The following is a 26,906-nucleotide window of genomic DNA, read 5'->3' on the forward strand; positions in this document are numbered from 1 at the left end:
CCCTGTTCAGACGACAGAATCGAAAGGCCGCCTCGGGATCACCGGGGCGGCCTTTTCATTTCGGCAATGCCTTAAAGGTCGGAGCCGACGACCGGGGCTTCAGCCCCGGCGATACAGGGCCACGATCAGGGTGAAGAGGCGCCGCGCCGTTTCGTGGTCGAGGGCGATCTTTCCGGCCAAGCGGTCCTTCAGCAGCTCGGCCCCCTCGTTATGCAGACCCCGCCGGCCCATATCGACCGACTCGATCTGGCTGGGCGAGGACCCGCGCAGGGCCTCGTAATAGCTGTCGCAGATCAGCAGATAGTCCTTCAGGACGCTTTTCAACGGCGTCAGGGACAGGACATGGGCCCGTTTGTAGTCCCCGCCCGCAATGTCGAACACCAGGCGGCTGTCCTGCAGCGACAGGGTCAGATCATAGGGGCCATGCTCCGATCCGGCCGGCTCGAAACTGTTTCGTTCGACGATGTCGTATATGGCAACGCGGCGTTCGTGCTCGATCTCGGACGTGGCCGCAGGCAGCGTCGCGGCATCCAGGGCAATGGACGCCAGGCGATGGTCGCTCATGACGCCAGGACCCCGCCGGAGGCGATGTCGGTCCCGATCTCGGCCGGGTGGGCAGGTGCCGCCTTGGCCGGCCAGCGTTCCGAAAGATCGGTGACCACCGCGTCCAGGCATTCGACGTCGATTCGCAGATCTCCACCTCCAGCGAACATCAGGATGACCCGCCCGCCCGGTGCGTCGCCCGGCTCGAAATCGATGGCCAGAAGCTCCAGCGGCGTTTCGGGTCCGCGCGGCAGGCGCCGGCTCTTGACGGCGACCACATCCCCGAACTGCATGGCGGCCATCACGCGCGTGCCTCCGCATTCCCAGCAGAAGCGGCTGAGCGCCAGGGTCACGCGACGCGCGCCTTTTTCCCAGACGATGTCGACGGGGCGCAGAATGGCGTCCTGAAGCGCAGCGGAGATGATGCTGAGGTCCTCGCCGTCATGGGCCAGCAGGCGCAGCGGCTCGACAGGGCCGGTCGGTATGGGCGTGGTGTCGTCGACAGCCTCAATGCTCATGCCCGTCCTCCTTGACCCGCCGGATCTCGGCCCCGCAGGCTCCGAGCTTCTCCTCGAGCCGCTCGAAACCCCGATCCAGGTGATAGACTCGCCCGATGGTGGTTTCGCCTTCGGCCACCAGGCCGGCGATGACCAGGCTGACCGAGGCCCGCAGGTCGGTAGCCATGACCGGAGCGGCGCGAAGGGTTTCGACCCCGCTCACCCGCGCCTCGCCGGCGTGGACCGAGATGTCGGCCCCCAGGCGAGCCAGTTCCGGCGCATGCATGAAGCGGTTTTCGAAGATGTTCTCGTGGATGACGCTCTCGCCCTCGGCCGTCGTCATCAGGGCCATGAACTGGGCCTGCAGGTCGGTGGCGAAGCCGGGGTAAACCTCGGTCGCGACATCGACGGCCTGAAGGCGACGGGCCGGATCGCGGCGCACGATGACACCATCGGCGGTGGGTTCGATCTCGACTCCCGCCGCGATCATCCGCTCGGTCAGGGCCGAAATCAGCTCGGGCTTCGCCTTGGTCAGGCGGACCTCGCCGCCCGCCATGGCCGCCGCACAGGCATAGGAGCCCATCTCGATCCGGTCGGGAATCACAGACCAGTCGGTCCCACGCAGAGACGTGACGCCGGTGATCGTCAGGACGTCGGTATCCACGCCCTCGATCTTGGCCCCCATGGCCGTCAGACAGCGGACCAGATCGCCAATCTCGGGCTCTCGCGCTGCGCGGCGCAGAACGGTCGTACCTTGGGCCAGGACGGCCGCCATCAGGGTGTGTTCCGTCGCCCCGACCGAGACGAAGGGAAACTCGATTTCGGCCCCAATGAGACCCCTGGGCGCGATCGCCGAGACATAGCCTTCGTCGAGCTCGATCGAGGCCCCCAGGCGCGACAGGGCGTCCAGATGCAGGTCCACCGGGCGGGCACCGATGGTGCAGCCGCCGGGCAGCGAGACCTTGGCATGGCCGGTCCGCGCCAGCAGAGGCCCAAGAACATTGAACGAGGCCCGCATCTGGCGAACCAGATCATAAGGCGCGAAGGTCGAAGTGATCTCGGCGGCGTGGAACAGGGTCTGCTGACCATCCGGCCCGTCGCTCTCGGTGACCTCGACGCCGAACTGCCGCAACAGCTGGCCCAGGAATCGCGTGTCGGCCAGGCGCGGCATATTGGTCAGCCGAACCGGCTGATCGGTCAGGATCGTCGCGGCCATCAACTTGATGGCGGAATTCTTGGCACCGCTGACGGGGATTTCCCCGTGAAGCTGGGTGCCGCCCTTGATGGCGATGCTGTCCATGACGTCCTTGAGCGGGCGTGGGCGGGGTGTTGCAGGAGTGCCCAACGCGATCGGCTATCTAGCCCGGCAGCCGGGCTTGGCGAAAGTCCGCCGCCGGACCTTTCGCAATGACTTTCAGTTGCTCCGATCCGGTTTTGCGGAGGCGGACGGGGCTTTTCGACGGCGCAGATTGTCTCGAAGCGCCGAAGCAAGGCGTTTTGCGCGCTCGGCCTTGGCCCGTTCTTCAGGTGTCGATGCAGGCTGGGCGGGGTTTTCGGGCTGATCGACCATAGGGGCGTCGGGTTCCATTTGAAGATTTGTGGTCAAGTACCGCTTTCTGGGCTTCCCCCCCGGCGGTCGTTTGGCTATACGCCCGGTTCCTCAGATTTCGCCGCCGTAGCTCAGTGGTAGAGCGCATCCTTGGTAAGGCTGAGGTCGTGGGTTCGATTCCCCCCGGCGGCACCATCTGAAACGCAAGGGCCCGACCGTAAGGTCGGGCCCTTGTCGTATCGGCTTTCAGTCAATGGCATCTAAGGATGACGGGTCTGCAGACGTCCTGTCGCGATCGAACTGCATCGGGCGCCGGGGCGAGCCCCAGCCATCCTCTGTACGCGTCCTGAAGCCGTAACCGATATGCCGGTCGTCGCTCAGGCCCGGGCTGTAGCCCGCGTCATACGGATAATAGCCGTCGTAGGGATAATCGCCGTAATAGCCAAAACCGTTCTCGGTCTGGCTGAAACGGAAGCTGACGCGGCCACTCTCCCCAATGGGTACCGAGATGGAAGCCCCATAGGATCGATAGCCACCGGTTCCGATGGCACCTTCGACATGGCCGTGGATTTCGCGATCATCGTCCCAAAGCACAGGTCCACCGTGGCGACGCTCGTCGCGGGGCGTGGCACCGGCGGCAAGGAATCTCTGAATTTGCTGATCGGTGGTCAGGCCGTGCGGCTGATCCTGCGGCCCTGCGGCCTGGGCATCGGCGGCGGTGGGCGCAGGCGCAGTCGGCGCCTCTGCATGCTCAGCCACGGACTGGGTGCCGGCCGGCGCCGTCTGAACGACGCCCTCCGGATCGTCGGACAGGCCAAGAACAGCCAAGGTCAGGATCGCGGCGAACATCATCGGACTTCTACTCCCACTCGCAGGCTACACTCGTCGCCGACCTAGACCAAATTCAGGCCGTGCCGTCGCCGCGGCCCAAGGGGTCGGGCAGTGGCCTGCCCGCCTCGACGAAGGACAGGGCAACAGAGTTGATGCAGTACCGCAGGCCGGTCGGTGGCGGGCCGTCCGGGAAAACGTGCCCCTGATGGCTGTCGCAGCGCGCGCAGACGGTTTCGGTGCGCACCATGCCGTAGGAGGTGTCGCGGATCGCCCGGACATGGTCCTCGTCCACGGGCTGGGTAAAGCTGGGCCAGCCCGTTCCACTTTCGAACTTTGTGCCGGTCCGGAACAGCGGAAGACCGCACATCCGGCAGCAGAAGACGCCCGCGCGCTTCTCTCCCAGCAGAACCCCGCAAAAGGGAGCCTCGGTGCCATGGGCCAACAGGACCCGCTTTTCCTCTGCCGACAGGTCGGCCTCCAGCGCGACGCGCTGCGAAGGACTGGGCGGGGTGAGGTCGAAGCCGGAGGCGGAGCGGCGAATGTCGGTGTCTGTCATGCGCTGAACATAGGAAGGGCCGGGCGAGGGTTCTACCCCGCCCGGCCCTGCTTTGGTCCGGCCGTGTCAGCCGAATCCTAGAACAGCGAGCCCACCCAGGCACGGACCGCGTTCTCGTCCGCCGGGTTGCCGGTGTAGACCAGGCCCTGAGCCGGGACGAAGGGCTGGTTGTTGGCCCGCTCGCGCGACGTCCAGGCCTTGTGGCCATAGGACAGGTCCGAATAGTTCGACGGCAGGCGCACGGTCGTCGGCTCGATGAAGATGGTGTCCGTTGCCGTCGTGGAACCGACGATCCGGACGTTCGGCAGACGAACCAGCAGGTCCAGCGTGTCCAGGCAGCCGCCCGAGCAGCCGGCGTCAACCAGCACGACCACGGGCCCCTGAACCGGATTGGCCACGCCGGTGTCGGCGACCGCAGGACGGCCTGCCAGCGTGAAGGTCGGCTGACCAGCGGCGATGGCGGCATCGAAGGCCGCCACCACGGCGCGGGTTTCCTCAATCACCGGAGCCGATTCGGCCACGAAGCGGGGATCGGCTTCCATCCGGGCCAGGGTATCGGCGAACCACTGACGGTTCCCCGGCGTGGCGCGATAGGTGATCTCGCCAGCGGCCGGCTGGCGGCTGACGGTGAACTCCGGCGTCCAGATGCGGTTGGCGAGGCCATAGCCACGGGCCGTCGAGGTGTAGGACTGACCACCGGCACCCCGCAGGTCCAGGACAAAGCCCTGGGGTCCACGCAGGGCAGAGGCCTGACCCTCGATCTGGCTGTTGAAGGCATCCCAGCCGGCGCTGTCGGCGAAGGAATGGACATTCACCCACGGGCGACCATTGACCGTCTCGACCGACAGGGGGACGTCACCGGGCATATAGACGGTGGCGCGGTAAGCCTGCTCCAGCGAGGCGGCGTCGACCGGCTGGGGGCGAACTTCCATGTCGCGGGGACGGCGGTTTCCAACCTGGAATTTGCAGGTCTGGGGCACGCCGCCGGCGAAGGGGTTGTTGCGGTTCCACAGAAGATAGGGTGCCGAGCGAACCCGGCCGGCCTCGGTGTCTAGATCGCCTTCCCACAGGTCCAGCTTGCCGCGGGCGTATTCCTCGATCGGCTGGGCGTTGCACTCGGTCACGACCGCGCCGACGGCCGGCGCACCGCGCGTGCCCGGCTTGACCCAGGTCACCACATACTGGCCGTCACGCCAGCCCGTCGTATAGCCGGGCCAGTTGGTGGCGAAATACGGGCCCAGGCCCTCGAACGTCGGGCGCAGGGTGATGTTGGAATCGCGGAAGCCTGCGCCGTAGTAGCGCATCAGATAGGCATGGCTGTCGCCGCTGTTGACCTGCCCGACCTTGCTCAGGGCATCGGCGAGACCAGCGTCGAGCCAGGCGCGGAAGTCCTCGCTGGCGGCACCGGGGATCACGGCCGCCGGGTGGTTGTCGCGCAGGGCGGCATGGGCGGCCTGAAGATCCTGGCGCGCCAGGTCACGGAAGTCCTGAGCGACCACCGAGGATGCGATCAATGACAGGGCTACCGCCGAGGCGGCGGTGAACAGGCGATGCGTCATACAGAGAACTCCGGGCCGTCGTTTCGGGTGGTGAGCGTCAGTTAAAGCCGATCAGCGGCGGGATTGCCAAGCCCGAACGCCGTTCCGGTGAACTGCGTGCCGGTTTACTCCCCGGTGAACGCGTCCTAATCGGGGCAGGCCGATCACAAATGTTTCAATGCCTGGCCTTCGGACCCGACACACATGTTCTCAAAGATCCTGATCGCGAACCGTGGCGAAATCGCCGTCCGCATCATCAAGACTGCGCGCAGGATGGGCATCAGCACCGTGCTGGTCCATTCCGATGCCGACACCGGGTCGCTGGCCTATGAGATGGCGGACGAGACCATCCATATCGGCCCGTCGCCCGCTGCGCAGTCCTATCTGGTTCAGGACAAGATCGTCGAAGCGGTGCGGCGTTCGGGCGCAGAGGCGGTGCACCCCGGGTTTGGCTTCCTGTCGGAGAACCCCGTCTTCGCCCGAAGGCTGGAGGCGGAAGGAATCACCTTCATCGGCCCCAATCCGCACGCGATCGAGGCGATGGGCGACAAGATCACCTCCAAGAAATTCGCCGCCGAGGCCGGTGTGTCCACCGTGCCAGGGCACATGGGACTGATCGAGACAACCGACCACGCGGTCCAAATCGCCAACGAGATTGGCTATCCGGTCATGATCAAGGCCTCGGCCGGAGGCGGCGGCAAGGGCATCCGCGTGGCCCACTCCGACGACGATATGGCCGAGGGCTTCGCGGCCGTGAAGGCCGAGGCCCTGACTGCGTTCGGTGACGATCGTGTCTTCCTGGAAAAATTCATCGTCGACCCCCGCCATATCGAAATTCAGGTGCTGGGCGACAAGCACGGCAATATCGTCAGCCTGTTCGATCGCGAATGTTCGATCCAGCGCCGCAATCAAAAGGTCATCGAAGAGGCCCCCTCCCCCTTGCTAGATGACGCGACCCGCAAGGCAATGGGCGATCAGGCCGTGGCCCTGGCCCGGGCCGTCAACTACGACTCGGCGGGCACCGTCGAGTTCGTGGCGGGCCAGGACCGCAGCTTCTACTTCCTGGAGATGAACACCCGGCTGCAGGTCGAGCACCCGGTGACCGAACTGATCACCGGCGTCGATCTGGTCGAACAGATGATCCGCAGCGCCGCTGGCGAGCGGATGGCCTTCGGCCAGGACGATCTGAAGATCGACGGCTGGGCCATCGAGAGCCGCATCTATGCCGAGGACCCCTACCGCGGCTTCCTGCCCTCGATCGGACGACTGGTGCGGTATGAACAGCCGGAGGAAGGCGAGCATCATTCGCCCACCGGCCCCTATGTGGTGCGTAACGATTCCGGCGTCCGCGAGGGCGACGAGATCAGCATGTTCTATGACCCGATGATCTCCAAGCTGTGCGCCTGGGCTCCGACGCGGGCGGGCGCGGTCGAAGGCATGGCGCGCGCGCTGGAGGACACCCACCTGAACGGCGTCGGTCACAATGTGCCGTTCCTGGCCGCGGTGATGGACCAGGACCGATTCAAGTCGGGCAAGCTGGCGACCAGCTACATCAAGGACGAGTTTCCCGACGGCTTCCATGGATTGAGCCCCGACCGGCGTCAGACCGACATCCTGATCGCCACGGCCGCCGCCATGAACGAGGTGCTGACGGAGGCCGCTGGCGACCCGTCCGATCGCACGGAATGGATCGTCCTGATCGCCCAGGGCAATGAGAAGGGCGAACCGCACGGCATCAGCCTGTCTTACGACGATGAGGAGGCGCTGACGCTGGATCTGGTCGGAGAGGACCGCGCGCTCAGCCTCAGCCAGATCGACTGGCGGCCCGGCCTGGCCCAGTTCAAGGCTGTGCTGGACGACGAGCCGTTTACCGCCGAGGTCAAGCGCGTCGCAGACGGCTTCGACATCCGCCACCGCGCCGTCCGGGCCCGGGTCCGCGTCTTGAGCCCACGCCTGGCCGAGCTGCATGCGCGGCTGCCGATCAAGGTGGCGGCCGACACCTCGAAGCTGATCCAGTCCCCCATGCCTGGCCTGGTGGTCGCCATCCCCGTGACGGTGGGCCAGGAGGTCAAGACGGGCGAGACCGTCGCCATCATCGAAGCCATGAAGATGCAGAACATCCTGAAGGCAGAGCGCGATGGCGTGGTGAAGGCCGTCAGCGCAAAGGCCGGTGATCCGGTCGCGGCCGACGATGTGCTGGTGGAGTTCGGCTGAAGCCCTCCTCCCGCGCATGACCGCGATTTAATCTCGCCCGCATTGCCCGCCCTGCCCGGGTGCTGCATCGTCGGGTCTTGGGTTTCTCGGGATCAGATCATGCGTATTTCTCTTTTGCTCGCTGGCGTGGCCATGGCCGGTCTGACGGCGTTTTCGGCCTCGGCTCAGGATGGGCAATATGCGCCGGCCCTGACGCGGATGCTGACCGAGGCGGCGGCTGGCACCTGCCCCGCCGATCTTATGGCCGATGAGCTGCTGGCCGCCTGTCAGGGACAGATCGACGCCATGGCGTCCGGTCTGAACAGCCTGGGCGAGATCGAGACCATGACCTATCTCGGCACCGAGGCCACGCCGGAAGGCCCGGTGGAGATGTATTCCGTCGTGTTCAGCGGCGGCGCGACCATGACCTGGGGCATCGGCCAGATACAGGATGGCAAGTTCCGCGCCGCCTTCGGCACCATGGGCAGCGCCAACGAGTGACCCTGGGTTTCTGACCGCACTGGCTGTGTACGCCTTTCATGAGTTCTTTGCCGGCGGGGGCATGGTGCGGGCGGGCCTTGGGGGCGGCTGGACCTGCCGGTTCGCCAACGACATCGATGCGGGCAAGGCTGCAACCTATCGCGACAACTGGGGAGCCAATGGGCTGCATGTCGGCGATGTCCGCGCACTGAAGCCGGACGATCTGCCGGAGGCCGCTGATCTGGCATGGGCATCCTTTCCCTGTCAGGACCTGTCCCTGGCCGGCCGGGGACGGGGTCTGGGCGGCGAGCGGTCTGGCACCTTCCATGCCTTCTGGAGCCTGATGACGGCACTGGGCGACCTGGGGCGCGGTCCCCGGATCGTCGCCATCGAAAATGTCTGTGGCACCCTGACATCGCGAGGGGGTCAGGATTTCGTCGCCATCTGCCGCACCTTTGCCGAGGCCGGATACCGGTTCGGGGCGATGGTGATCGACGCGGCCCTGTTCGTACCGCAGTCGCGGCCCAGGTTGTTCATCATCGGGGTTCGCGATGACGTGGGCGTGCCGAGCAGCCTGATGGCCAGCGAGCCCGTCGCTGCGTTTCTTAGCCCAGCCCTCAGCCGCTCGATTGCGGAGCTGCCGGCAGAGGTGGCCAGGCGGGCCTTCTGGTGGGCCCTGCCCGTTCCCACGCGTCGCGACACGACCCTGGCCGACATGATCGACGATACGGCATGGCATACGCCGGCGCAGACCCAGACCTTGCTGGAGCTGATGTCGCCCCTGCACCGCGCCCGCATTGCCCAGGCCCAGGATTTGGGCGGGCGTCATGTCGGCAGCGTCTTTCGACGCACACGCGCGGACGGACGGGGCGGAAGGGTTCAGAGGGCCGAGGTGCGTTTTGACGGCCTGGCCGGCTGCCTGCGGACTCCGTCGGGAGGATCCAGCCGTCAGTCGCTGTTGATGATCAACGACGGAGTGATCCAGTCGCGACTGATTTCGCCGCGCGAGACAGCGCGCCTGATGGGGCTGGACGACAGCTATCGTCTGCCGCGGGGAACCCACAGGGCCTATCACCTGACAGGAGACGGAGTGGTCGTGCCGGTCGTGAGGCATCTGGCCCGGCACATCTTCGAGCCGATCCTGGATCAGTCGCTGTCTTCGCGTGAGGCCGCCTGACGCCCCCCGGTCAGGAAACGGGCGGGATCGAAGGCGGCGGCCTGCGGGCCCGGCGGCTGCCCCTGGACCGCATCGGCTAGGATCGCACCGGCCAGAGGACCCAGCAGCCAGCCATTGCGGCGAGGTGCCAGGGCCAACCAAAGGCCGGGCAGCCCCGCAGATCCGATCAGGGGAAGTCCATCCGGCGTCGCGCCACGAATACCGACTCTCCAGGTGACCGCCTGCGCCCCTGGCACCGCGGAGCCCGTATTGGCCCGAACGAGGGCCAGGCCGCCCTCCTCATCGGGATCCAGGTCGGTTCGTCCCGGCTCCATCGTCGCGCCGATCACCCGGCCCCCTGTCGCCGGGGCGATGTAGCCATGCGGTCCCCGGACCGTCCGATCGTTCGAGGCACCGGCGAGAAATCCGATCTGCCCCCGGATCGGCGTGACCACGCCCGCCAAGGCCCTGACGGAAGGCGGCAGATCAAGGGCGGCGACCCCGGCCCCCGCAGCGATGACCAGATGACCTGCGGACAGGGTCCTGTCGTCTTGCAACGTGACCTGCCAGTTCTGTGAGCAGGGCGCGATCGCCTTGACCATGGCCTGGACCGACGTGACCCCTCCGACGGCCCTGAGCGCAGCCAGAGCCGCCACCGGATCCGTCCGCCAGTCGTCGGGGGTAAAGGCCGCGTCATTATCTGCGTCTGCCGCAAATCCCAGAGCCGTCAGGCGGCCTGCGATAGGCGCCGCGTCCGGGCCGGACCAGGCGGCCCCCTCTCGATACAGCGGCAATCCAAATCGCGCGGCGAAATCCGGCCAGGCCTCGCGCGCGCCCAGAAACAGGCGTGCGCGTTCAGGGTCGTCGCCATCCGCCAGAGTCTCGAACGCCGGAGCGATCATGCCGGCGGCCACGGATGATGCGTTGGTCCCGCCCGGATCGATGACGGTGGCGGTCAGTCCGCGCCTCGCCAGGGTCGCAGCGGTGCAGAGACCCAGCACACCGGCGCCGACAACGATGACATCAGCAGAGGAAGACACGGGGGGTCTGATCGTCCCCCCGCCGTCAGATTGCAAGGGCTGTGACGCCTGCCGGTTCGCCTATTCCGCCGCGATGGCTGCCGTGCGCTGGTCTTCCAGACGCTGAACCAGCGCGGCCTGCTGGGCCCACAGCCGGGCCGGCAGACGGTCGCCGAACCGGGCATAGAAGTCCGGGATCAGCGCCGCTTCCTCGGCCCAGACCTCTGCATCGACGTCCAACAGGGTTGAAAGGGCGGCCTCGGACAGGTCCAGTCCTGACAAGTCCAGCGAGGCCCGGGTCGGCACACGGCCAACAGGCGTATCGACCGCCTCGGCCTCGCCATCCAGGCGCTCGGCGATCCACTTCAGGACGCGGGCATTGTCGCCGAAGCCGGGCCAGACAAACTGGCCGTCCTGGCCCTTGCGGAACCAGTTGACGAAATACAGGCGCGGCAGCTTGGCCGCGTCCGCCTTGTCGCCCAGAGCCAGCCAGTGCGCGAAATAGTCCCCCATGTTGTAGCCGCAGAAGGGCAGCATGGCGAAAGGATCGCGGCGCAGCTCGCCCAGCTTGTTCTCGGCCGCCGCTGTGCCTTCGGACGCCACCGTCGAGCCCATGAAGACCCCGTGCTCCCAGTCGAAGGCCTCGGTCACCAGAGGCACGGCACTGGCGCGGCGTCCGCCGAACAGGATGGCATCGATCGGCACGCCCTTGGGATCCTCCCACTCCGGCGCGATGGTCGGGCACTGATGAGCCGGAGCGGCGAAACGGGCATTGGGGTGGGCGGCGGGCTCACCCGAGGCCGGATCGTGAGGCTTGCCCTTCCAGTTGGTCAGGTTGGCAGGGGCCTGTTTCGTCAGGCCTTCCCACCAGACGTCGCCATCCTCGGTCAGGGCGGTGTTGGTGAAGACGGTGTTGGTGGCCAGGGTTTCCAGCGCGTTGTGATTGGTGTTGCGGCTTGTGCCGGGAGCCACGCCGAAGAAGCCGGCCTCCGGGTTCACGGCGTAAAGTCGGCCATCGTCGCCAAAGCGCATCCAGGCGATGTCATCGCCCACCGTCTCGGCCTTCCAGCCGGGGATGGTCGGCTGGAGCATGGCCAGATTGGTCTTGCCGCAGGCCGAGGGGAAGGCGGCGGCGACATATTTGGCGCGGCCCTTCGGGTCGGTCAGCTTCAGGATCAGCATATGCTCGGCCAGCCAGCCCTCGTCGCGGGCCATGACCGAGGCGATGCGCAGCGCATAGCATTTCTTGCCCAACAGGGCGTTGCCGCCATAGCCGGAGCCATAGGACCAGATCTCGCGCGTTTCGGGGAAGTGCACGATCCATTTGTCGTCGTTGCACGGCCAGGGCACGTCGGCCTGACCCTCCGCCAGCGGAGCACCCAGGGTGTGGACCGCAGGCACGAAGACGCCGTCATCACCCAGCACCTCCAGTGCCGGCTGACCCATCCGGGTCATGGTGCCCATGGACACGGCGACATAGCCGCTGTCGGTGATCTCGACGCCCAGGGCGCTGATGGGCGAGCCGAGCGGCCCCATCGAGAAGGGCACCACATACATGGTCCGCCCGGCCATGCAGCCGTCGAACAGACCATCCAGCCGGGCGCGCATCTCGACCGGATCGGACCAGTTGTTGGTAGGTCCGGCGTCCGCCTGATCCGCCGAACAGATGAAGGTGCGGCTTTCCACACGGGCGACGTCACGGGGATCGGAGGCGGCGTAATAACATCCAGGCCGCTTGGTCTGATCCAGTTCGCGCAAAGTCCCCTTCCCGATCAGGTTGGCGATGATGGCCTGTTTTTCCGCTTCGGAGCCGTCGCACCAGTGGACGCGTGCAGGGCGGGTCAGGGATGCAATCTGCTCAACCCAGGCCACGAGCCGGGCGTGATTGGTCGGGGCCGGATGAAGGCCGGGGATCGATGGGGTCACTGGTTACGCTCCTGAACGTCGACCCGGCGATCTGACGCCGCCGTAGCCGTGATGCGCGTTATCACGCTTTGTTTCAGGCGAAAGACACCCAAGTCGCCGCCGCGTCAACCTCGGCAAGTTTCGACCTCTGGTGGGCGGGACAGTCGAAAGGGTCGCGCATTTTCCGGTCGCAGGAGGGCCGGGTGTCCGATATCGCTTCGGCATGCAGACCATGGACTCGACCAACCGTTTGGAAGACGGAGCCCTGTCGTCACCGGCAGCGCAGCGGAATGCCCAGGCGATTCTGGACATCCTGAAGGCTCACCTTCCGGCACGGGGACCGGTGCTGGAGATCGCGTCCGGCACGGGGCTGCATGCCGCCACCTTCGCTGCCGCACTTCCCGATGTGCACTGGATTCCCAGCGATCCGGATCCAGAAGCGCGAGCCAGTCTGAGAGCATGGAAAGCGCGCACCGGCCTGGCCAATCTTGCCGAACCGCTCGCGCTGGATGTCGAGCGGGCCGAGACCTGGCCACAGGCACCCCTGAACGCCATCGTCTGTATCAACATGATCCACATCAGCCCCTGGTCGGCGACGGAAGGGCTGATGGCCGGTGCCGGGCGGCTGCTGAGCAATCCCGGCGGGTTGCTGATGCTGTATGGTCCATATCGCGAGGCCGATATCGAGACAGCCCCCTCCAACGAGAGCTTCGACAGCGCGCTGAAGGCCCGCGACCCCTCATGGGGATTGCGTGATCGCGATGCCGTGGTGTCCGAGGCCCGGGCGCACGGCCTGCACCTGACGCTGCGGATCGCCATGCCGGCGAACAACATCGTCCTGTTATTTAGGCGGGCGTGAGTTAAGACCGGCCCATGTCCCTGTCGCGCACCCACGACGGATCCGAGCCGGTCCGACTGAACAAATTCATGGGCCAGGCCGGGCTGTCGTCGCGGCGCGAGGCCGACGCCCTGATCGCCGAGGGACAGGTCTCCATCGACGGCGAAGTCGTGACCGACGCGGGGCGCAAGATCGCACCGGGCCAGACCCTGACCCTGTCCGACCAGGCCGCCAAGGCCCTGGCCGCCGGGGTCACCCTCATGATCCACAAGCCCGTGGGCTATGTCTCCGGCCAGCCGGAACCCGACAAGATCCCGGCGGTACGCCTGCTGACGCTTCAGAATCGCATCGGCGAAGGTGAGGTACCGGCACCCAACGCCTCCCTGCCCCCGATCGGTCGGCTGGATGAGGATTCGCGTGGCCTGCTGCTGCTCTCGTCCGACGGCGTGGTCGCCAAGGCCGTCATCGGACCGGAGTCGAACCTGGACAAGGAATATCTGGTCCGGGTGAACGGGGACATTACCGAGAACAAGCTGAAGCTGCTGCGTTACGGCCTGCGTCTGGATGGACGGCAGCTAAAGCCTGCGCGGGTTTCGCGCATGGAATCCTTCAGGCTGAAATTCATCCTTCGCGAAGGTCGGAACCGTCAGATCCGGCGCATGTGCGAAATGCTGGACCTGGAGGTCGTCGACCTGATCCGCATCCGCATCGGCCCGCTGAAGCTGGACAACCTGCCCGAAGGCCGCTGGCGGATGCTGACCGCAGAAGAACGGGCGGCCCTGATCGGGTGATCCGGTCGCCTATTCCAGACCCAGCTTGGCTTTCAGGATGGCATTGACCGAGGCCGGGTTGGCCTTGCCGCCGGTGGCCTTCATGACCTGGCCGACGAACCAGCCGATGGCCTGGGGCTTTTCAGCGACGGCAGCGGCCTTGTCCGGGTTTGCCGCGATGATCTCGTCCACGGCCTGTTCGATCGCGCCGGTGTCGTTGACCTGAACCAGGCCGCGTGCCTCGACCACCTGACGGGGCGAGCCCTCGCTGGCCCAGACGTGGTCGAACACTTCCTTGGCAATCTTGGAGGAAATGACCTCTTCCTCGATCAGGGCCACCAGCTCAGCGACATGAGCGGCCGGCAGCGGGCTTTGCGAGAAATCCTTGCCGTCCGCCGCGAGGCGCGCGGACAGTTCATTGGTGACCCAGTTGGCGACCAGCTTGGCGTCGCGGCCCTTGGCCGCTTCCTCGAAATAGTCGGCCTTGGCCTGTTCCGAGATCAGGACGACGGCGTCGTACTGTGACAGGCCGTACTGCGACATCAGGCGTCGGCGCTTCTCGTCCGGCAACTCGGGCAGATGGGCCTTGATCTCGTCGATCCAGGCCTGCTCCAGTTCAAGCGGCAGAAGATCAGGATCGGGGAAGTAGCGGTAATCGTTCGCCTCTTCCTTGGATCGCATCGAGCGGGTCTCGCCAGCCGTGGGATCGTACAGGCGGGTCTCCTGCACGACCTGGCCGCCGTCCTCCAGGATCTCGATCTGGCGACGGGCCTCATAGTTGATGGCCTGGCTGATGAAGCGGAACGAGTTCACATTCTTGATCTCGCAGCGCGTGCCCAGATGGCTGAAGTCGCCGGTTTCCTTGAACTTGGCGTACTGGCCCTCGCGGCAGACCGAGACGTTGACGTCGGCGCGCAGATTGCCCTTTTCCATGTCGCCGTCGCAGGTGCCCAGATAGATCAGGATGGTCCGGATTTTCTTCACATAGGCGACCGCTTCCTCGGGCGAACGGATGTCCGGCTTGGAGACGATCTCCATCAGGGCCGTGCCCGCCCGGTTCAGATCGACATAGGATTCGCTGGGCGACAGATCGTGGATCAGCTTGCCCGCATCCTGTTCCAGGTGCAGCCGCTCGATGCCGACGTTGAAGAAGCTGCCGTCCTCGGCCTCGACCTCGACAACGCCCTCGCCGACGATGGGAAAATACAGCTGGCTGATCTGATAGCCGGTCGGCAGGTCGGGATAGAAATAGTTCTTGCGATCGAACTGGCTGCGCCGGTTGATCTTCGCCTTCAGGCCCAGCCCGGTCTTGACCGCCTGTTCGACGCAGTGGCCGTTCAGCGTCGGCAGCATGCCGGGAAAGCCGGCATCCACCAACGAGACCTGCTCGTTCGGTCCAGCCCCAAAGCCGACGGCCGCGCCGGAGAACAGCTTGGCACGCGAGGCGACCTGGGCGTGGATCTCCAGCCCCATGACGATTTCCCAGGCTCCGGTGCGGCCCTGGATCAGTTTGCTGCGGGTGGTGTCGGTCATGATCGGTCTTTAGCGCCCGCCGCGGCGGGATGAAAGTTCATGTCTTGAGCGCGTCACGAAAACAGGATCATCTGACGCTGGTATTCATCGGAGCCGACTATGTCCAAATTTACCGCCGCCCTCGCCGCCGTCGCCCTGGCTTCGGCTTCTCTGATCGGCACCACCGCCCTGGCCGAGATTTCCGCCACGGCCGCCGCGCCCAACCCCACCGTCGACGATTCCATCGCCGACCTGCTGGCCGATCCCGACACCGCCGCCATTATGGAAAAGCACCTGCCGGGGATTTCCCAGCACCCGGCCCTGCCGCAGTTCCAGGACATGACGCTGGATCAGGTCATGCCCTACTCGCAGGGTGCCGTGACCGCTGAAATCATCGAAGCCATCGACGCCGACATCAAGGCGCTTCCGGCGGAGTGACCATGGCCGCCCTCTCCCGTCGGGAGAGGGCACTAGCGGCCCGAGGGTTCTACCACCACCGCTCCGGTCGGCCGACGGCGCCGGCGGCTTTTTCCAGGGCGCCGGCCACCTGGAAGACGGTGGCCTCGTCCAGGGCCTTGCCGATGACCTGGAGCCCCAGGGGCAGGCCGTTGGCATCGACGCCGGCGGGCACCGAGATGCCGGGCAGGCCCGCCAGGTTGGCGGTGACGGTGAAGATGTCGTTCAGATACATCTGCAGCGGGTCGATCTGCTTGTCGCCCAGGGCAAAGGCCGCCGACGGCGTGGACGGCGTCAGGATGGCGTCCACCTGGTCCCAGACACGGTCGAAATCCTCGGCGATGCGGCGACGGACCTTCAGCGCACGGACGTAATAGGCGTCGTAGAATCCGGCCGACAGCACATAGGCCCCGATGATCAGGCGGCGCTTGACCTCATTGCCGAACCCCTCGGCACGGCTGCTCTCATAGAGGTCCGTGAGCGACGCGGTCCCCTCGGCGCGATGGCCGAAGCGCATGCCGTCATAACGGGCCAGGTTGGACGAGGCCTCCGCCGGGGCGACGATGTAATAGGTCGGCAGGGCGTATTTGGTGTGCGGCAGGCTGATGGGCACGATCTCGCACCCGGCATCCTTCAGCCAGTCCATGCCGTCGGCCCACAGCTTCTGGATCGCGTCGGGCATGCCGTCGACGACATATTCGGACGGCACACCGATCCGCAGGCCCTTGACCGAGCGTCCGACCGAGGCGGACCAATCGGGCGTGGGGATGTCCAGGCTGGTCGAATCCTTGGGATCGAACGAGCACATGGAGGTCAGCAGCAGGGCCGCATCCTCGACGGTGCGCGCGATCGGCCCGGCCTGATCCAGCGAACTGGCGAAGGCCACCATGCCATAGCGGCTGGCCCGGCCATAGGTCGGCTTGATCCCGACGGTGCCGGTAAAGGCTGCCGGTTGCCGGATGGACCCGCCGGTGTCCGAGGCCGTAGCCGCCAGACAAAGGTCCGCCGCGACCGCCGAGGCCGAACCGCCGGAGCTGCCGCCCGGCGTCAGCTCAGCGTTGGAGCTGTTTGATTTCCAGGGATTAACCACCGGACCAAACGCCGAGGTCTCGTTCGACGAGCCCATGGCGAACTCGTCCATGTTCAGCTTGCCCAGCATCACTGCGCCGTCGCGCCACAGATTGGCGGTGACGGTGGACTCATAAGGCGGCACGAAGCCCCGCAGCATGTTGGACCCGGCGGCCGTCTGGACGCCCTCAGTGCAGAACAGGTCCTTGATGCCCAGGGGCGCGCCTTCCAGCACGCCGCCCTGCCCGGCCTGCAGCCGCGCATCGGACGCGCGAGCCATGTCGATCGCCTTGTCGGCCGTCACCTCGACATAGGCGTTCAGAACCGGATTGGCGGCCTCGATGTTGGTCAGGAAGGCGCGGGTGATCTCTTCGGACGAAAAAGCCTTGGCCTTCAGGCCGTCGACGGCGGCCTTGAGTGTCAGTTGGGTGAGGTCGGTCATCCTATTCCACCACCTTGGGCACGACGAAGAAACCGTCGGCGGATCGCGGGGCATTGGCCAGGACGTCGGCGACCTTGCCGCCATCGGTGACGACGTCGTCACGCAGGCGCAGGACCTGGGCCACATTCGAGGTCATGGGCTCAACACCTTCCACATCGACTTCGCTGAGCTGGTCGATCCAGGCCAGGATACCGTTCAGCTCGCCCGCCAGGGGCTCCAGCCGGTCGTCAGGGGTCTTGATCCGGGCGAGGTGGGCGACCTTGCGCACCGTCGCGGCGTCGATGGCCATGCGGCCCTCCGATAGTCAAATGCGAGAGGCGGTGACTAACGGCACAGGCCCGGATTCACAAGGATCACGCGTCAGGCAGCGGGCATGAAGCGCACATTCGGCGGCGCGTCGGGGCCCTGATCCACCGGGAAGGCGATGATGATGCGGCGCTTGCGCGATCCGATCGTGCCGGTATCGAGGTCCATGACGCTTTCCTCGACCTCGACGTCCACCTGTCCCGGCACCTCGTTCAGGACCGTGAAACTGAGGAAGTCGCCCAGCTGGAACACCCACCAGCCGTCCGCCGGACTGCGGAAGAAGGCGATGTAGGTATAGAGGCCGTTCATGGCCGGATCGCCGCCTGCCGTGCCGAACAGCTTGACCGTCCGCTCGCCCTGCAAAACCAGAGGCGCCACTTCGGTGACCGAAGCTGAAATCTGCAACATCGGTTCGGGCAGGGCCTTGACCGGCAGGCCGCGACCGGTCGGATTCAGAGGCTGGACGGGGCCGGTCGGTGTCGGCGCGGGTGGCGTCACCGGGGTGGCTTCCACGGGCTCTACCGCCTTGGGAGGGTCATTGAAGGCGGCATAGGCCGCGTCGATCCGATCGCACCCCGCCAGCGCCATGGCCGCAGCGAGACCGGACAGGATCAGAAGGCGAGGCGTCATGGCGGTGGCTCCCTTGCGAACACGTCGGAACCTGCGCCGGAAACCCGGACGCGACAACAGGCTTTGACGGATGGGCCCGGTCGGCCTAACCGACGCGGCGTGCCCGTTCTTGACCTGACCGACCTGCCTGCCGCCTGCCCGCCCGGAACCGCCTGGCTGGGGCTGGACCTGGGCGAAAAGACCATCGGCGTGGCTGCGTCGGACACCAGTCGGATGATCGCCAGTCCGCTGACGCTGATCCGCAAGACGAAATTCACCGACGACGCCCAGGCGCTGTTCCGGCTGATGGACGAGCGCAAGGTTTCCGCCCTGATCGTGGGCCTTCCCCTGAACATGGATGGGTCCGAGGGCCCGCGGGCCCAGTCGTGCCGCGCCTTTGCCCGCAACCTGGACCGCATCCGCCCGGTCAACGTCGCCTTTCAGGACGAGCGGCTGTCGACCAGTGCCGTCGAGCGCTTTCTGATCGAAGACCTGGACCTGAACCGCAAGAGACGGGCAGGCGTCATCGATCGCACGGCCGCTGCCTGGATCCTGCAGGGCGCGCTGGATCGCCTTCGTCCCTGATGGCCGGTCTGTTCGCCGGGATCGTGCCGGTTTTTGTGCTGATCGCCATCGGCTATGGCCTCAGGAAATCGGACTTCCTGCCCGATGCCACCTGGCGGCCGATCGAGAAGCTCTCGATCAATCTGCTCTATCCCGGTTTCCTGATCCCGGCGATCTGGCACGCCGACATTTCCGGCGGCGGTGCGGGGGCCGCCGGCGCGGCGGCCGTGACAACGGTGCTGATCATCTCGGCCATCACGCTCCTGGCCAAGCCGCTGATACGGCTTGAGGGCCCGTCCTATACCAGTGTGTTCCAGGGGGTGATCCGCTGGAACAGCTTTGTCTTCCTGCCGGTCATCCAGGCGGTCTATGGCCCCGACGGCCTGGCCCTGGCGGCGGTGGTGATCGCCGCGATGATCCCGGTGACCAACGTCCTGTGCGTCATCGTCCTGGTACGATGGGGCGCGGACCAGCGGACGATGTCGCCGCTGTCGCTGATCGGGGCCATTCTGTCCAATCCGATCCTGATCGCCTGCCTGGTGGGTCTGGCACTGAACTTTGCGCGCGTGCCGCGGCTTCCCGGCCTGTCCGACACGCTGGAACTGATCGGTGCGGCGGCCCTGCCGCTGGGTCTGATCGTGGCCGGAGCCGGGCTCAGCTTCGCTGAGGTGGCGCGGCGGCGCTGGACAGTGGGGGCCGTCTCAGTTGTCAAATTGGTCGTCACACCACCCGTGATGTGGGGGCTGTGTGTCCTTTATGGCGGCGATGCCACCGCCCAGGGCATCGCCCTGCTGTGTGGTGCGGCCCCCGGTGCAGCGGCCAGCTATATGCTGGCGCGGCAGATGGGTGGGGATGCGCCCCTGATGGCCGGCGTGGTCGCCCTGACCACCGTCGGCAGTGCTGCAAGCATTCCGATCCTGCTGGCGCTATTCCATCTGGCTTGAACCGCGCCTATAGCCGGGCCTCGATGAGCCAGACCACCGACCTCGCCGATCGAATCAAGGAACGGCTGGTCCCGTTCCCCAGACCCCACTTCCTGTCAGCGGGCGATCTGAACCCGCCCGCAGCCCTGGCCCTGCTGGACCTGGCGGATGAATTCGTCGCGCATAACCGCGCCATGGACGGACGCCCGACGCTGGACCTGATGGCCGGCCGGACGGTGGTGAATCTGTTCTTCGAGAACTCGACGCGGACCAGTTCATCATTCGAAATCGCGGCCAAGCGGCTGGGGGCCGATGTCGTGACCATGCCGGTAACGGCCTCTTCGGTGTCCAAGGGAGAGACGCTGATCGACACCGCCGTGACGCTGAACGCCATGAAGCCCGACGTGCTGGTGATCCGGCATTCCGCCTCGGGCGCGGCAGACCTGTTGTCCCAGAAGGTCGGCTGCGCCGTCGTCAACGCCGGGGACGGACGGCACGAACATCCGACCCAGGCCCTGCTGGACCTCTTGAGCCTGCGCCGGGCATTCGGCGACGTCGGCGGACTGACGATCGCCATCTGTGGTGACATCGCCCACAGCCGGGTGGCGCGGTCGAACGTCGCCCTCTTGTCGATGATGGGGGCGCGGGTCCGCCTGATCGGCCCGCCGACGCTGGTCCCCGGCGACGCCGACCGCTGGGGCTGCGAGGTCTTTCACGACATGCGCGAGGGGCTCGAGGGCTGCGACGTGGTCATGATGCTGCGCCTGCAGCTGGAGCGGATGGCCGGGGACCTGGTGCCGTCGACGCGAGAGTATTTCCGCTTCTGGGGCCTGGACCGCGAGAAACTGGCCTGGGCCAAGCCGGGGGCGCGGGTCATGCACCCAGGGCCGATGAACCGGGGGGTCGAGATTGATTCCGACGTCGCCGACGATCTGAGCGTGTCGCTGATCCAGGACCAGGTGGAGATGGGCGTGGCCGCACGCATGGCCGTGCTGGCGGCCCTGTCCCTGCGGAACGATGGGGCTGTCCGATGACCGCCTTTGCCATCGTCAATGCGCGTCTTCTGGATCCGTCCAGCGATCACGACGGGCCAGGCGCAGTGCTGGTTCAGGACGGACGCATCGCCGAGGTCGTGCGGGGCACCGCCTATCAGCGCCCCGAGGGCCTTCAGATCATCGATGCCCAAGGTGCCTGCCTGTCACCCGGACTGATCGACATCCGCGTCAAGACCGGAGAGCCGGGTGCCGAGCCCAAAGAAACGCTGAAGTCCGCCAGCCTTTCGGCCGCCGCCGGAGGCGTGACCACCATCGTCATCCAGCCCGACACCGATCCGGCGGTCGACGATCCGGCCATGGTTGATTTCATCCACCGGCGCGGCGCGGCCCTGAACCTGGTGAACGTTTATGCCGCCGGCGCGGCAACGCAGGGCCGTGACGGTCAGCGCATGGCCGAAATCGGCCTGATGCATGAGGCGGGGGCCCTTTACTTCACCGATGGCGACAGGGTTATCGCCAACACCCGCACCCTGATGCGGGTCATGAGCTATGCCGGGGCGTTCAACGCCCTGATCGCCTGTCGTCCGGCCGACCCGTGGCTGAGCGAAGGGGCGGTGGCGACCTCGGGCGAGCTGTCGACACGGCTGGGACTGTCGGGTGCGCCAGCCATCGCCGAACGGATCCAGCTGGAGCGCGACCTGGCCCTGGTCGAACAGACCGGTGCGCGGTTCCTGGTCGATCAGATCTCGACCGAGGGGGCCCTGGCCTGTCTGGCGCGGGCGCGGGCCAAGGGACTGGAGGTCGCGGCCAGCGTGTCGATCAACCACCTGTGCTTCAACGAGCTCGATATCGGCGACTATCGCACCTTCTATCGCCTGGACCCGCCGCTGCGGGCCGAAGGCGATCGGCAGGCCCTGATCGAGGCGATCCGTGACGGTTTGATCGAGGCCGTCACTTCCGCCCATGCTCCGGCCCCGGCCGAGGACAAGCGCCGCCCCTTCGCCGAATCCGCACCCGGCGCCGTCGGCCTGGAGACCCTGCTGCCCGCCGCCCTGACGCTGCATCATCAGGATGGCCTGGACCTGCTGGACATTCTGCGGCCGCTGACCAGCGGGCCCGCCACCCTCATGGGTTTGGACAGCGGCGTCCTGGAACCGGGTGCACCGGCGGACCTGATGCTGTTCGATCCCGACGCCCCCATCGTGATCGATGCGGCAATGCTGCGGTCCAAGTCCAAGAACTCGCCCTTCGACGGGCGACGACTACAGGGCCGCGTCCTCGGCACATGGGTTGGCGGACGACAGGTATTCGCTGCCTGAATTCCGGCAGTTTAGCCGATCACCTCCCTTGCCCCGGCCTTCGGCTGGCCGCATCGTGAAGACACGTCTTATCAGGAGCGAATCACGGTGGAGGATCTGGCAGGCGCCACGCTTGGCACACTCGGCCTCGTGGCCTTGGCGGGCTATCTGCTGGGCTCGATCCCGTTCGGCGTCATTATCACGCGAGCGGCAGGGGCCGGCGATGTCCGCGCGATCGGATCGGGCAACATCGGCGCGACCAATGTCCTGCGGACGGGCCGCAAGGACCTGGCGTTGGCGACCCTGGTGCTGGACGCCGGCAAGGGCGCGGTGGCGCTGCTGATCGCCCGCTGGCTGTTCGGCAGCGAGGCAGCCGGAGCCATCGCCGGGGCCTCGGCCTTCATCGGCCACCTGTTTCCGGTGTGGCTGGGCTTCAAGGGGGGCAAGGGCGTGGCGACCTTCTTTGGTCTGCTGATCGCCGCCCTGTGGCCGCTCGGTCTGATGGCCGGTGCCATCTGGATCCTGACAGCCTTTCTGTTCCGCATTTCGTCCCTGTCGGCCCTGACGGCGGCAGCGGCGGCCCCGTTGCTGGCCCTGTTGCCTCTGACGATGCTGGGTCTGCCGGCCTCCACACCGATCATCCTGCTGGCCCTTTTCACGGCCCTGCTGATCTATGTCCGCCACGCGGCCAATATCGCGCGTCTGCTGAAGGGGACGGAACCCCGTATCGGCGCGAAAGCGGCGTGAGCAACCCGTCGCAGTCCGAGCGTTTCGCCCGGCTGCGGCTGGCCCGCACGGAGGGGATCGGGCCCGTCACCTTCGGTCAGCTGATTCTGCGCTTCGGATCGGCAGTTCGCGCTCTGGACCACCTGCCCCAACTGATCGGCCGGGGTGGCGGCACCTATGCGCTGGCACCGCGTGACCGCATTGAGGCTGAGCTGGCGGCTGGCGAGGCGGCGGGTGCGCGGCTGCTGGTGCTGGGCGATCCCGACTTTCCCGCGCTGCTGTCTCAGCTCGATCCTGCGCCGCCTGTGCTCTGGGCACGGGGCGACGCTGCCCTGTTGTCGCGCCCCTGCATCGCCATGGTCGGGGCACGGATCGCCTCGGCGGGCGGGCTGCGGATCGCGAGGGGGCTGGCGCAGCAGTTGGGACAGGCCGGTTATGTGGTCGTTTCCGGCCTGGCGCGCGGGGTCGATGGGGCCGCCCACGAAGGCGCGCTGGAAACCGGCACGGTCGCGGTTCTGGGTGGCGGCGTGGACGACATCTATCCCGCAGAGCATGCCGAGCTTTATCGCCGCATCGTGGCCCAGGGCTGTGTGGTGTCGGAAAGCCCGATGGGTGCGCGGGCACAGGCGCGCGACTTTCCCCGGCGCAACCGCATCATCTCGGGCTTGTCGCGGGGCGTGATCGTGGTCGAGGCCGAACTGCGCTCAGGCTCACTGATCACGGCCCGTCTGGCCAATGAACAGGGGCGCGACGTCTTTGCCGTGCCTGGCTCGCCGCTGGATCCCCGATCGCGCGGTCCCAATGACCTGCTCCGACAAGGGGCGATTCTCTGCGAGGGCCTGGAAGATGTGGAACGGGCCTTTTCCACGCTGAGGACCCTGCGCGAGCCGGTCGAGGATCACGCCTTCGACGGTGCGCCGGACGATATCGACGACGCGGTCCTGGACCGGATCGCGGCGCTCCTTTCGCCCGTGCCCACTCCACGCGATGAACTGGCGCGAGCGCTTGGCCTTCCGGTGTCGACGGTAGCGGCGGCCCTGCTGGAGCTCAGTCTGGCCGAGCGAGCGACACTGCTTCCTGGGGGGCTGGTATCGGCGTGACGGGCCGCTGCATGGCCTTTGCTGAAGCCAGATCCAGAATGGAGGCAAGCGCTTCGTCACCGTCCCAGCGCGCCATTGTTGCCAGTTCCGCAGCCATGGCGGCGACGTATTCGCGCATGGGATAGTCGGCAAGCGTGTCCCTGGATGTCCCGCCGGATGCCTCGGTTCGAACCTGGGTCACAAAATCCTGCATCACTGCCTCTTCGCATCAGCCTCGCGCTCATAGGACACAACTTTAATGAGCGCATCAAGCCCCTAAACAACCTGAGATACGCCGACCGAGCAGGGCACGATTGACACGGGCGGCGCGGCGACCCACGTTCGCGCCCCTTCCCGAGACCCCCGGCATCCTCCCGACGCCGATATCGCCAACAAGCCGGACTCCATGAACCTCGTCATTGTCGAAAGCCCGGCCAAGGCCAAGACCATCAACAAATACCTCGGCTCGGACTATGAGGTCCTGGCCTCTTACGGCCACGTTCGTGACCTGCCGTCCAAGGACGGCTCGGTGAAGCCGGACGATGACTTCTCCATGGAATGGGAGATCGATCCCAAGGCCTCAAAACGAATGGGCGAACTGGCCGAGGCTGCCAAGCGCGCCGATCGCGTCATTCTGGCCACCGACCCCGACCGCGAAGGGGAGGCCATCAGCTGGCACGTCTTGGACATACTGACCAAGAAAAGAGCTCTCAAAGACACTGAGGTCCAACGCGTCACCTTCAACGCCATCACCAAGTCCGCGGTGCTGGAGGCCATGGCGGCCCCGCGTCAGCTGGATATGGAACTGGTCGAAGCCTATCTGGCGCGCCGCGCACTGGACTATCTGGTCGGTTTCACGCTGTCGCCGGTCCTGTGGCGCAAGCTGCCGGGCGCACGTTCGGCGGGGCGGGTCCAGTCGGTCGCCCTGCGGATCGTCGTCGATCGCGAGTTGGAGATCGAACGGTTCCGCGCGCAGGAATACTGGTCGGTCGAGGCCGATCTGGTTGCCGACAGCCCCCCCTTCACCACCCGGCTGGTCAAGCACCAGGGCAAGCGGATCCAGCGCCTGGACATTCCCAGCCAGGCCGTCGCCTTTGCGGCGCGGGATGCCATCCAGTCGGGCGAGTTCACGATCACCTCGGTCGAAAAGAAGCCGACCAAGCGCAGCCCGGCGCCGCCCTTCACCACCTCGACCCTGCAACAGGAGGCGTCGCGCAAACTGGGCTTTGATGCCCAGCGGACCATGCGCGCCGCACAGAAACTGTATGAGGGCGTCGACGAGACCGGCGGCCTGATCACCTATATGCGAACCGACGGCGTCCAGACGACGCCCGAAGGCATCGCCCAGGCACGCGAGGTCATCGCTGAACGGTTTGGCGCTCCCTTCGTCCCCGAGACACCGCGCTACTACAAGTCGAAGGCCAAGAATGCCCAGGAGGCGCACGAGGCGATTCGGCCGACCAATATCGCCCGCCATCCCGACAGTCTGCGGCTGGAGAGCGACCTTCAGCGGCTCTATGAGCTGATCTGGAAGCGGATGGTGGCCTCCCAGATGGAGTCGGCCCGGATGGACCGCACGACCGTCGAGATCGAATCCTCCGACGGTCAGACCGGCCTGCGCGCCACCGGACAGGTGGTCACCTTCGACGGCTTCCTGGCTGTCTATGAGGAGGGCCGGGACGAACGCCAGAAAGGTGCCGCCGAGGACGAGGAGGACTCATCGACCCGTCTTCCCACACTCAAGGAAGGCGCGCGCGCCAAGGTCGAGGCCGTTCGCACCGACCAGCATTTCACCGAGCCCCCGCCCCGCTATTCCGAAGCCACCCTGGTCAAGAAGCTGGAAGAGCTGGGGATCGGTCGGCCCTCGACCTATGCCTCGATCCTGACGACGCTGCGCGATCGTCAGTATGTCCGCATGGACAAGAGCCGCTTCATCCCCGAGGACACCGGACGGCTGGTCACCGCCTTCCTGGAACAGTTCTTTGGCCAGTGGGTGGAGTACGACTTCACTGCCGCCCTGGAGACCCAGCTGGACGAGGTCTCGGCAGGGGATCTCGACTGGAAGGTGCTGCTGCGCGACTTCTGGAAGCAGCTGAAGCCTGCCACCGATACCGTCATCGCCCGCCAGGGGGTCATAGACGAACTGGACGAGGCCATCGGGCCCTTCCTGTTCCAGCCCAAGGACGACGGAACCGACCCCCGCCAGTGCCCCGTCTGCGGCACGGGACGGCTCCACCTCAAGGCCAGCTTCAAGATGAAGTCCTCCTTCATCGGCTGCTCGAACTATCCGGAGTGTCGCTATACCCGGGGCTTCGGCGGCGGCGCGGTCGAGGCGGAAACCGGCACCGATCGCGAGCTGGGCGTGGATCCGGCGACCGGCCAGCCTGTCCACCTGAAGATCGGCCGATTTGGGCCCTATGTCGAAACCGCGGCTCCCGATGAGGAGAAGCCGAGGCGCTCTTCCCTACCCAAGGGCTGGAGCGCCGCGTCGCTGACGCTGGACCAGGCCCTGAGGCTGCTGGCCCTGCCCCGAGAGGTTGGCATACACCCGGAGGACGGCAAGCCGATCACGGCCGGTCTTGGCCGTTATGGGCCCTTTGTCCTGCACGCCGGAACCTATGCCAATGTCGCCGACATCGATGAGGTGTTCGAAGTCGGGCTGAACCGCGCCGTGGTGCTCCTGGCCGAAAAGCGGGCGGGCAAGTTTGCCGGACGCGGGGCGGCCGCCGCGCCGCTCAAGGATCTGGGGGCCCACCCCGAGACCGGCGAGCCGGTTCATGTGATGGCCGGTCGCTTTGGTCCCTATGTGAAGTCGGGCAAGGTCAATGCCACCCTGCCACGCGGCACGGTGCCCGAAGACCTGACGATGGAGGCGGCCCTGCCGCTGCTGGCCGCCAAGGCCCTGGCGTCGCCGGGCAAGAAGGCGGCGGCCAAGAAGGCACCTGCCAAGAAGCCGGCCGCCAAGAAGGCTGCACCCAAGGCTACGGCGGCAAAGAAGGCCCCTGCCAAGACCAAGGCCGCTGCCAAGGCCAAACCGGCCGCCGACTGACGCT

General features: G+C 66.4%; 25 protein-coding genes and 1 tRNA gene. 14 read left to right on the top strand and 12 right to left on the bottom strand.

Features of this window, described 5'->3' with window-relative positions; all coding sequences use genetic code 11:
• Window positions 1-99: 99 nt before the first annotated feature.
• From JIP62_RS03595 to murA, 3 genes are read right to left on the bottom strand one after another with little or no spacing between them, the layout of a single operon-like run.
• Window positions 100-564, bottom strand: a complete 465-nt coding sequence (locus JIP62_RS03595) for a UPF0262 family protein (protein ID WP_201103564.1) — start codon at window positions 562-564, stop codon at window positions 100-102.
• Entirely contained in the window at window positions 561-1,061 is a 501-nt protein-coding gene (locus JIP62_RS03600; RefSeq protein ID WP_201103565.1) for a DUF2948 family protein, read from the bottom strand. The genes JIP62_RS03595 and JIP62_RS03600 overlap by 4 nt, the downstream gene beginning before the upstream one ends.
• Window positions 1,051-2,340 carry a UDP-N-acetylglucosamine 1-carboxyvinyltransferase gene (gene murA / locus JIP62_RS03605; protein WP_201103566.1) on the bottom strand — a complete coding sequence of 430 codons (1,290 nt, stop codon included), beginning with the start codon at window positions 2,338-2,340 and terminating at the stop codon, window positions 1,051-1,053. The genes JIP62_RS03600 and murA overlap by 11 nt, the downstream gene beginning before the upstream one ends.
• Window positions 2,341-2,709: 369 nt before the next feature.
• Here murA and JIP62_RS03610 point away from each other — a divergent pair.
• Window positions 2,710-2,784: transfer RNA gene (locus JIP62_RS03610), tRNA-Thr, on the top strand.
• A gap of 51 nt (window positions 2,785-2,835) precedes the next feature.
• Here the strand turns inward: JIP62_RS03610 and JIP62_RS03615 are convergent.
• From JIP62_RS03615 to JIP62_RS03625, 3 genes are all read right to left on the bottom strand, one after another.
• Window positions 2,836-3,441, bottom strand: coding sequence for a hypothetical protein (locus tag JIP62_RS03615; protein WP_201103567.1), 606 nt, complete (start codon window positions 3,439-3,441; stop codon window positions 2,836-2,838).
• A gap of 52 nt (window positions 3,442-3,493) precedes the next feature.
• A complete protein-coding gene (gene msrB / locus JIP62_RS03620) occupies window positions 3,494-3,976 on the bottom strand; it encodes a peptide-methionine (R)-S-oxide reductase MsrB (protein ID WP_201103568.1) in 483 nt (160 codons plus the stop codon).
• 77 nt (window positions 3,977-4,053) lie between these two features.
• A complete protein-coding gene (locus JIP62_RS03625; protein ID WP_201103569.1) occupies window positions 4,054-5,535 on the bottom strand; it encodes a hypothetical protein in 1,482 nt (493 codons plus the stop codon).
• A gap of 183 nt (window positions 5,536-5,718) precedes the next feature.
• Between JIP62_RS03625 and JIP62_RS03630 the strand changes: the two genes are divergently transcribed.
• The 3 genes from JIP62_RS03630 to JIP62_RS03640 all read left to right on the top strand — a co-directional run bounded on the left by JIP62_RS03630 (window position 5,719) and on the right by JIP62_RS03640 (window position 9,364).
• On the top strand, window positions 5,719-7,728 hold the full coding sequence (locus tag JIP62_RS03630) for an acetyl-CoA carboxylase biotin carboxylase subunit (protein WP_201103570.1): 2,010 nt from the start codon (window positions 5,719-5,721) through the stop codon (window positions 7,726-7,728).
• 99 nt (window positions 7,729-7,827) lie between these two features.
• A complete protein-coding gene (locus JIP62_RS03635; protein ID WP_201103571.1) occupies window positions 7,828-8,208 on the top strand; it encodes a hypothetical protein in 381 nt (126 codons plus the stop codon).
• Window positions 8,209-8,233: 25 nt separating this feature from the next.
• Complete coding sequence (locus JIP62_RS03640) at window positions 8,234-9,364, top strand: DNA cytosine methyltransferase (protein WP_230974849.1); 1,131 nt, start codon at window positions 8,234-8,236, stop codon at window positions 9,362-9,364.
• On the opposite strand, the gene JIP62_RS03645 is transcribed toward JIP62_RS03640, so the two are convergent.
• Complete coding sequence (locus JIP62_RS03645) at window positions 9,334-10,383, bottom strand: NAD(P)/FAD-dependent oxidoreductase (protein WP_201103573.1); 1,050 nt, start codon at window positions 10,381-10,383, stop codon at window positions 9,334-9,336. The two genes, JIP62_RS03640 and JIP62_RS03645, sit on opposite strands and share 31 nt — an antisense overlap.
• 60 nt (window positions 10,384-10,443) lie before the next feature.
• Complete coding sequence (locus JIP62_RS03650) at window positions 10,444-12,288, bottom strand: phosphoenolpyruvate carboxykinase (GTP) (protein WP_201103574.1); 1,845 nt, start codon at window positions 12,286-12,288, stop codon at window positions 10,444-10,446.
• A 202-nt stretch (window positions 12,289-12,490) separates the two neighbouring features.
• On the opposite strand from JIP62_RS03650, the gene JIP62_RS03655 reads away from it, so the two are divergent.
• Complete coding sequence (locus JIP62_RS03655) at window positions 12,491-13,126, top strand: DUF938 domain-containing protein (RefSeq protein WP_201103575.1); 636 nt, start codon at window positions 12,491-12,493, stop codon at window positions 13,124-13,126.
• 14 nt (window positions 13,127-13,140) lie between these two features.
• On the top strand, window positions 13,141-13,896 hold the full coding sequence (locus JIP62_RS03660) for a pseudouridine synthase (protein ID WP_201103576.1): 756 nt from the start codon (window positions 13,141-13,143) through the stop codon (window positions 13,894-13,896).
• Window positions 13,897-13,905: 9 nt separating this feature from the next.
• Here JIP62_RS03660 and gatB read toward each other — a convergent pair whose 3' ends face one another.
• Entirely contained in the window at window positions 13,906-15,408 is a 1,503-nt protein-coding gene (gene gatB, locus JIP62_RS03665; RefSeq protein ID WP_201103577.1) for an Asp-tRNA(Asn)/Glu-tRNA(Gln) amidotransferase subunit GatB, read from the bottom strand.
• 99 nt (window positions 15,409-15,507) lie between these two features.
• Here gatB and JIP62_RS03670 point away from each other — a divergent pair, with 99 nt between their 5' ends.
• Entirely contained in the window at window positions 15,508-15,825 is a 318-nt protein-coding gene (locus JIP62_RS03670; protein WP_201103578.1) for a hypothetical protein, read from the top strand.
• A gap of 49 nt (window positions 15,826-15,874) precedes the next feature.
• On the opposite strand, the gene gatA is transcribed toward JIP62_RS03670, so the two are convergent.
• The 3 genes from gatA to JIP62_RS03685 form a co-directional block, all read right to left on the bottom strand.
• Window positions 15,875-17,353: an Asp-tRNA(Asn)/Glu-tRNA(Gln) amidotransferase subunit GatA gene (gene gatA / locus JIP62_RS03675; protein WP_201103579.1), complete on the bottom strand. Its 1,479-nt coding sequence runs from the start codon at window positions 17,351-17,353 to the stop codon at window positions 15,875-15,877.
• A gap of 1 nt (window position 17,354) precedes the next feature.
• Window positions 17,355-17,642 (bottom strand): Asp-tRNA(Asn)/Glu-tRNA(Gln) amidotransferase subunit GatC, encoded by a 288-nt coding sequence (gene gatC, locus JIP62_RS03680; protein ID WP_201103580.1) that lies wholly within the window; start codon window positions 17,640-17,642, stop codon window positions 17,355-17,357.
• Window positions 17,643-17,713: 71 nt separating this feature from the next.
• Window positions 17,714-18,289, bottom strand: a complete 576-nt coding sequence (locus JIP62_RS03685; RefSeq protein WP_201103581.1) for a hypothetical protein — start codon at window positions 18,287-18,289, stop codon at window positions 17,714-17,716.
• Window positions 18,290-18,388: 99 nt separating this feature from the next.
• Between JIP62_RS03685 and ruvX the strand changes: the two genes are divergently transcribed.
• From ruvX to topA, 7 genes are all read left to right on the top strand, one after another.
• Window positions 18,389-18,853, top strand: coding sequence for a Holliday junction resolvase RuvX (ruvX, locus tag JIP62_RS03690; protein WP_201103582.1), 465 nt, complete (start codon window positions 18,389-18,391; stop codon window positions 18,851-18,853).
• The gene (locus JIP62_RS03695) at window positions 18,853-19,776 is read left to right on the top strand and encodes an AEC family transporter (RefSeq protein ID WP_201103583.1); all 924 of its coding nucleotides are present in this window, start codon (window positions 18,853-18,855) and stop codon (window positions 19,774-19,776) included. Before ruvX ends, JIP62_RS03695 begins: the two co-directional genes overlap by 1 nt.
• A 23-nt stretch (window positions 19,777-19,799) precedes the next feature.
• Window positions 19,800-20,789, top strand: a complete 990-nt coding sequence (locus tag JIP62_RS03700) for an aspartate carbamoyltransferase catalytic subunit (protein WP_201104541.1) — start codon at window positions 19,800-19,802, stop codon at window positions 20,787-20,789.
• Window positions 20,786-22,069 carry a dihydroorotase gene (gene pyrC, locus JIP62_RS03705; protein ID WP_201103584.1) on the top strand — a complete coding sequence of 428 codons (1,284 nt, stop codon included), beginning with the start codon at window positions 20,786-20,788 and terminating at the stop codon, window positions 22,067-22,069. The genes JIP62_RS03700 and pyrC overlap by 4 nt, the downstream gene beginning before the upstream one ends.
• Window positions 22,070-22,156: 87 nt before the next feature.
• Window positions 22,157-22,795, top strand: a complete 639-nt coding sequence (plsY, locus tag JIP62_RS03710; RefSeq protein WP_201103585.1) for a glycerol-3-phosphate 1-O-acyltransferase PlsY — start codon at window positions 22,157-22,159, stop codon at window positions 22,793-22,795.
• Window positions 22,792-23,874: a DNA-processing protein DprA gene (gene dprA / locus JIP62_RS03715; protein ID WP_201103586.1), complete on the top strand. Its 1,083-nt coding sequence runs from the start codon at window positions 22,792-22,794 to the stop codon at window positions 23,872-23,874. The genes plsY and dprA overlap by 4 nt, the downstream gene beginning before the upstream one ends.
• A gap of 385 nt (window positions 23,875-24,259) precedes the next feature.
• Window positions 24,260-26,902 (top strand): type I DNA topoisomerase, encoded by a 2,643-nt coding sequence (gene topA, locus JIP62_RS03720; RefSeq protein WP_201103587.1) that lies wholly within the window; start codon window positions 24,260-24,262, stop codon window positions 26,900-26,902.
• The last annotated feature ends 4 nt before the right edge of the window (window positions 26,903-26,906 follow it).

Origin of the sequence: Brevundimonas vitisensis (assembly GCF_016656965.1) — a bacterium.
Classification (GTDB): domain Bacteria; phylum Pseudomonadota; class Alphaproteobacteria; order Caulobacterales; family Caulobacteraceae; genus Brevundimonas; species Brevundimonas vitisensis.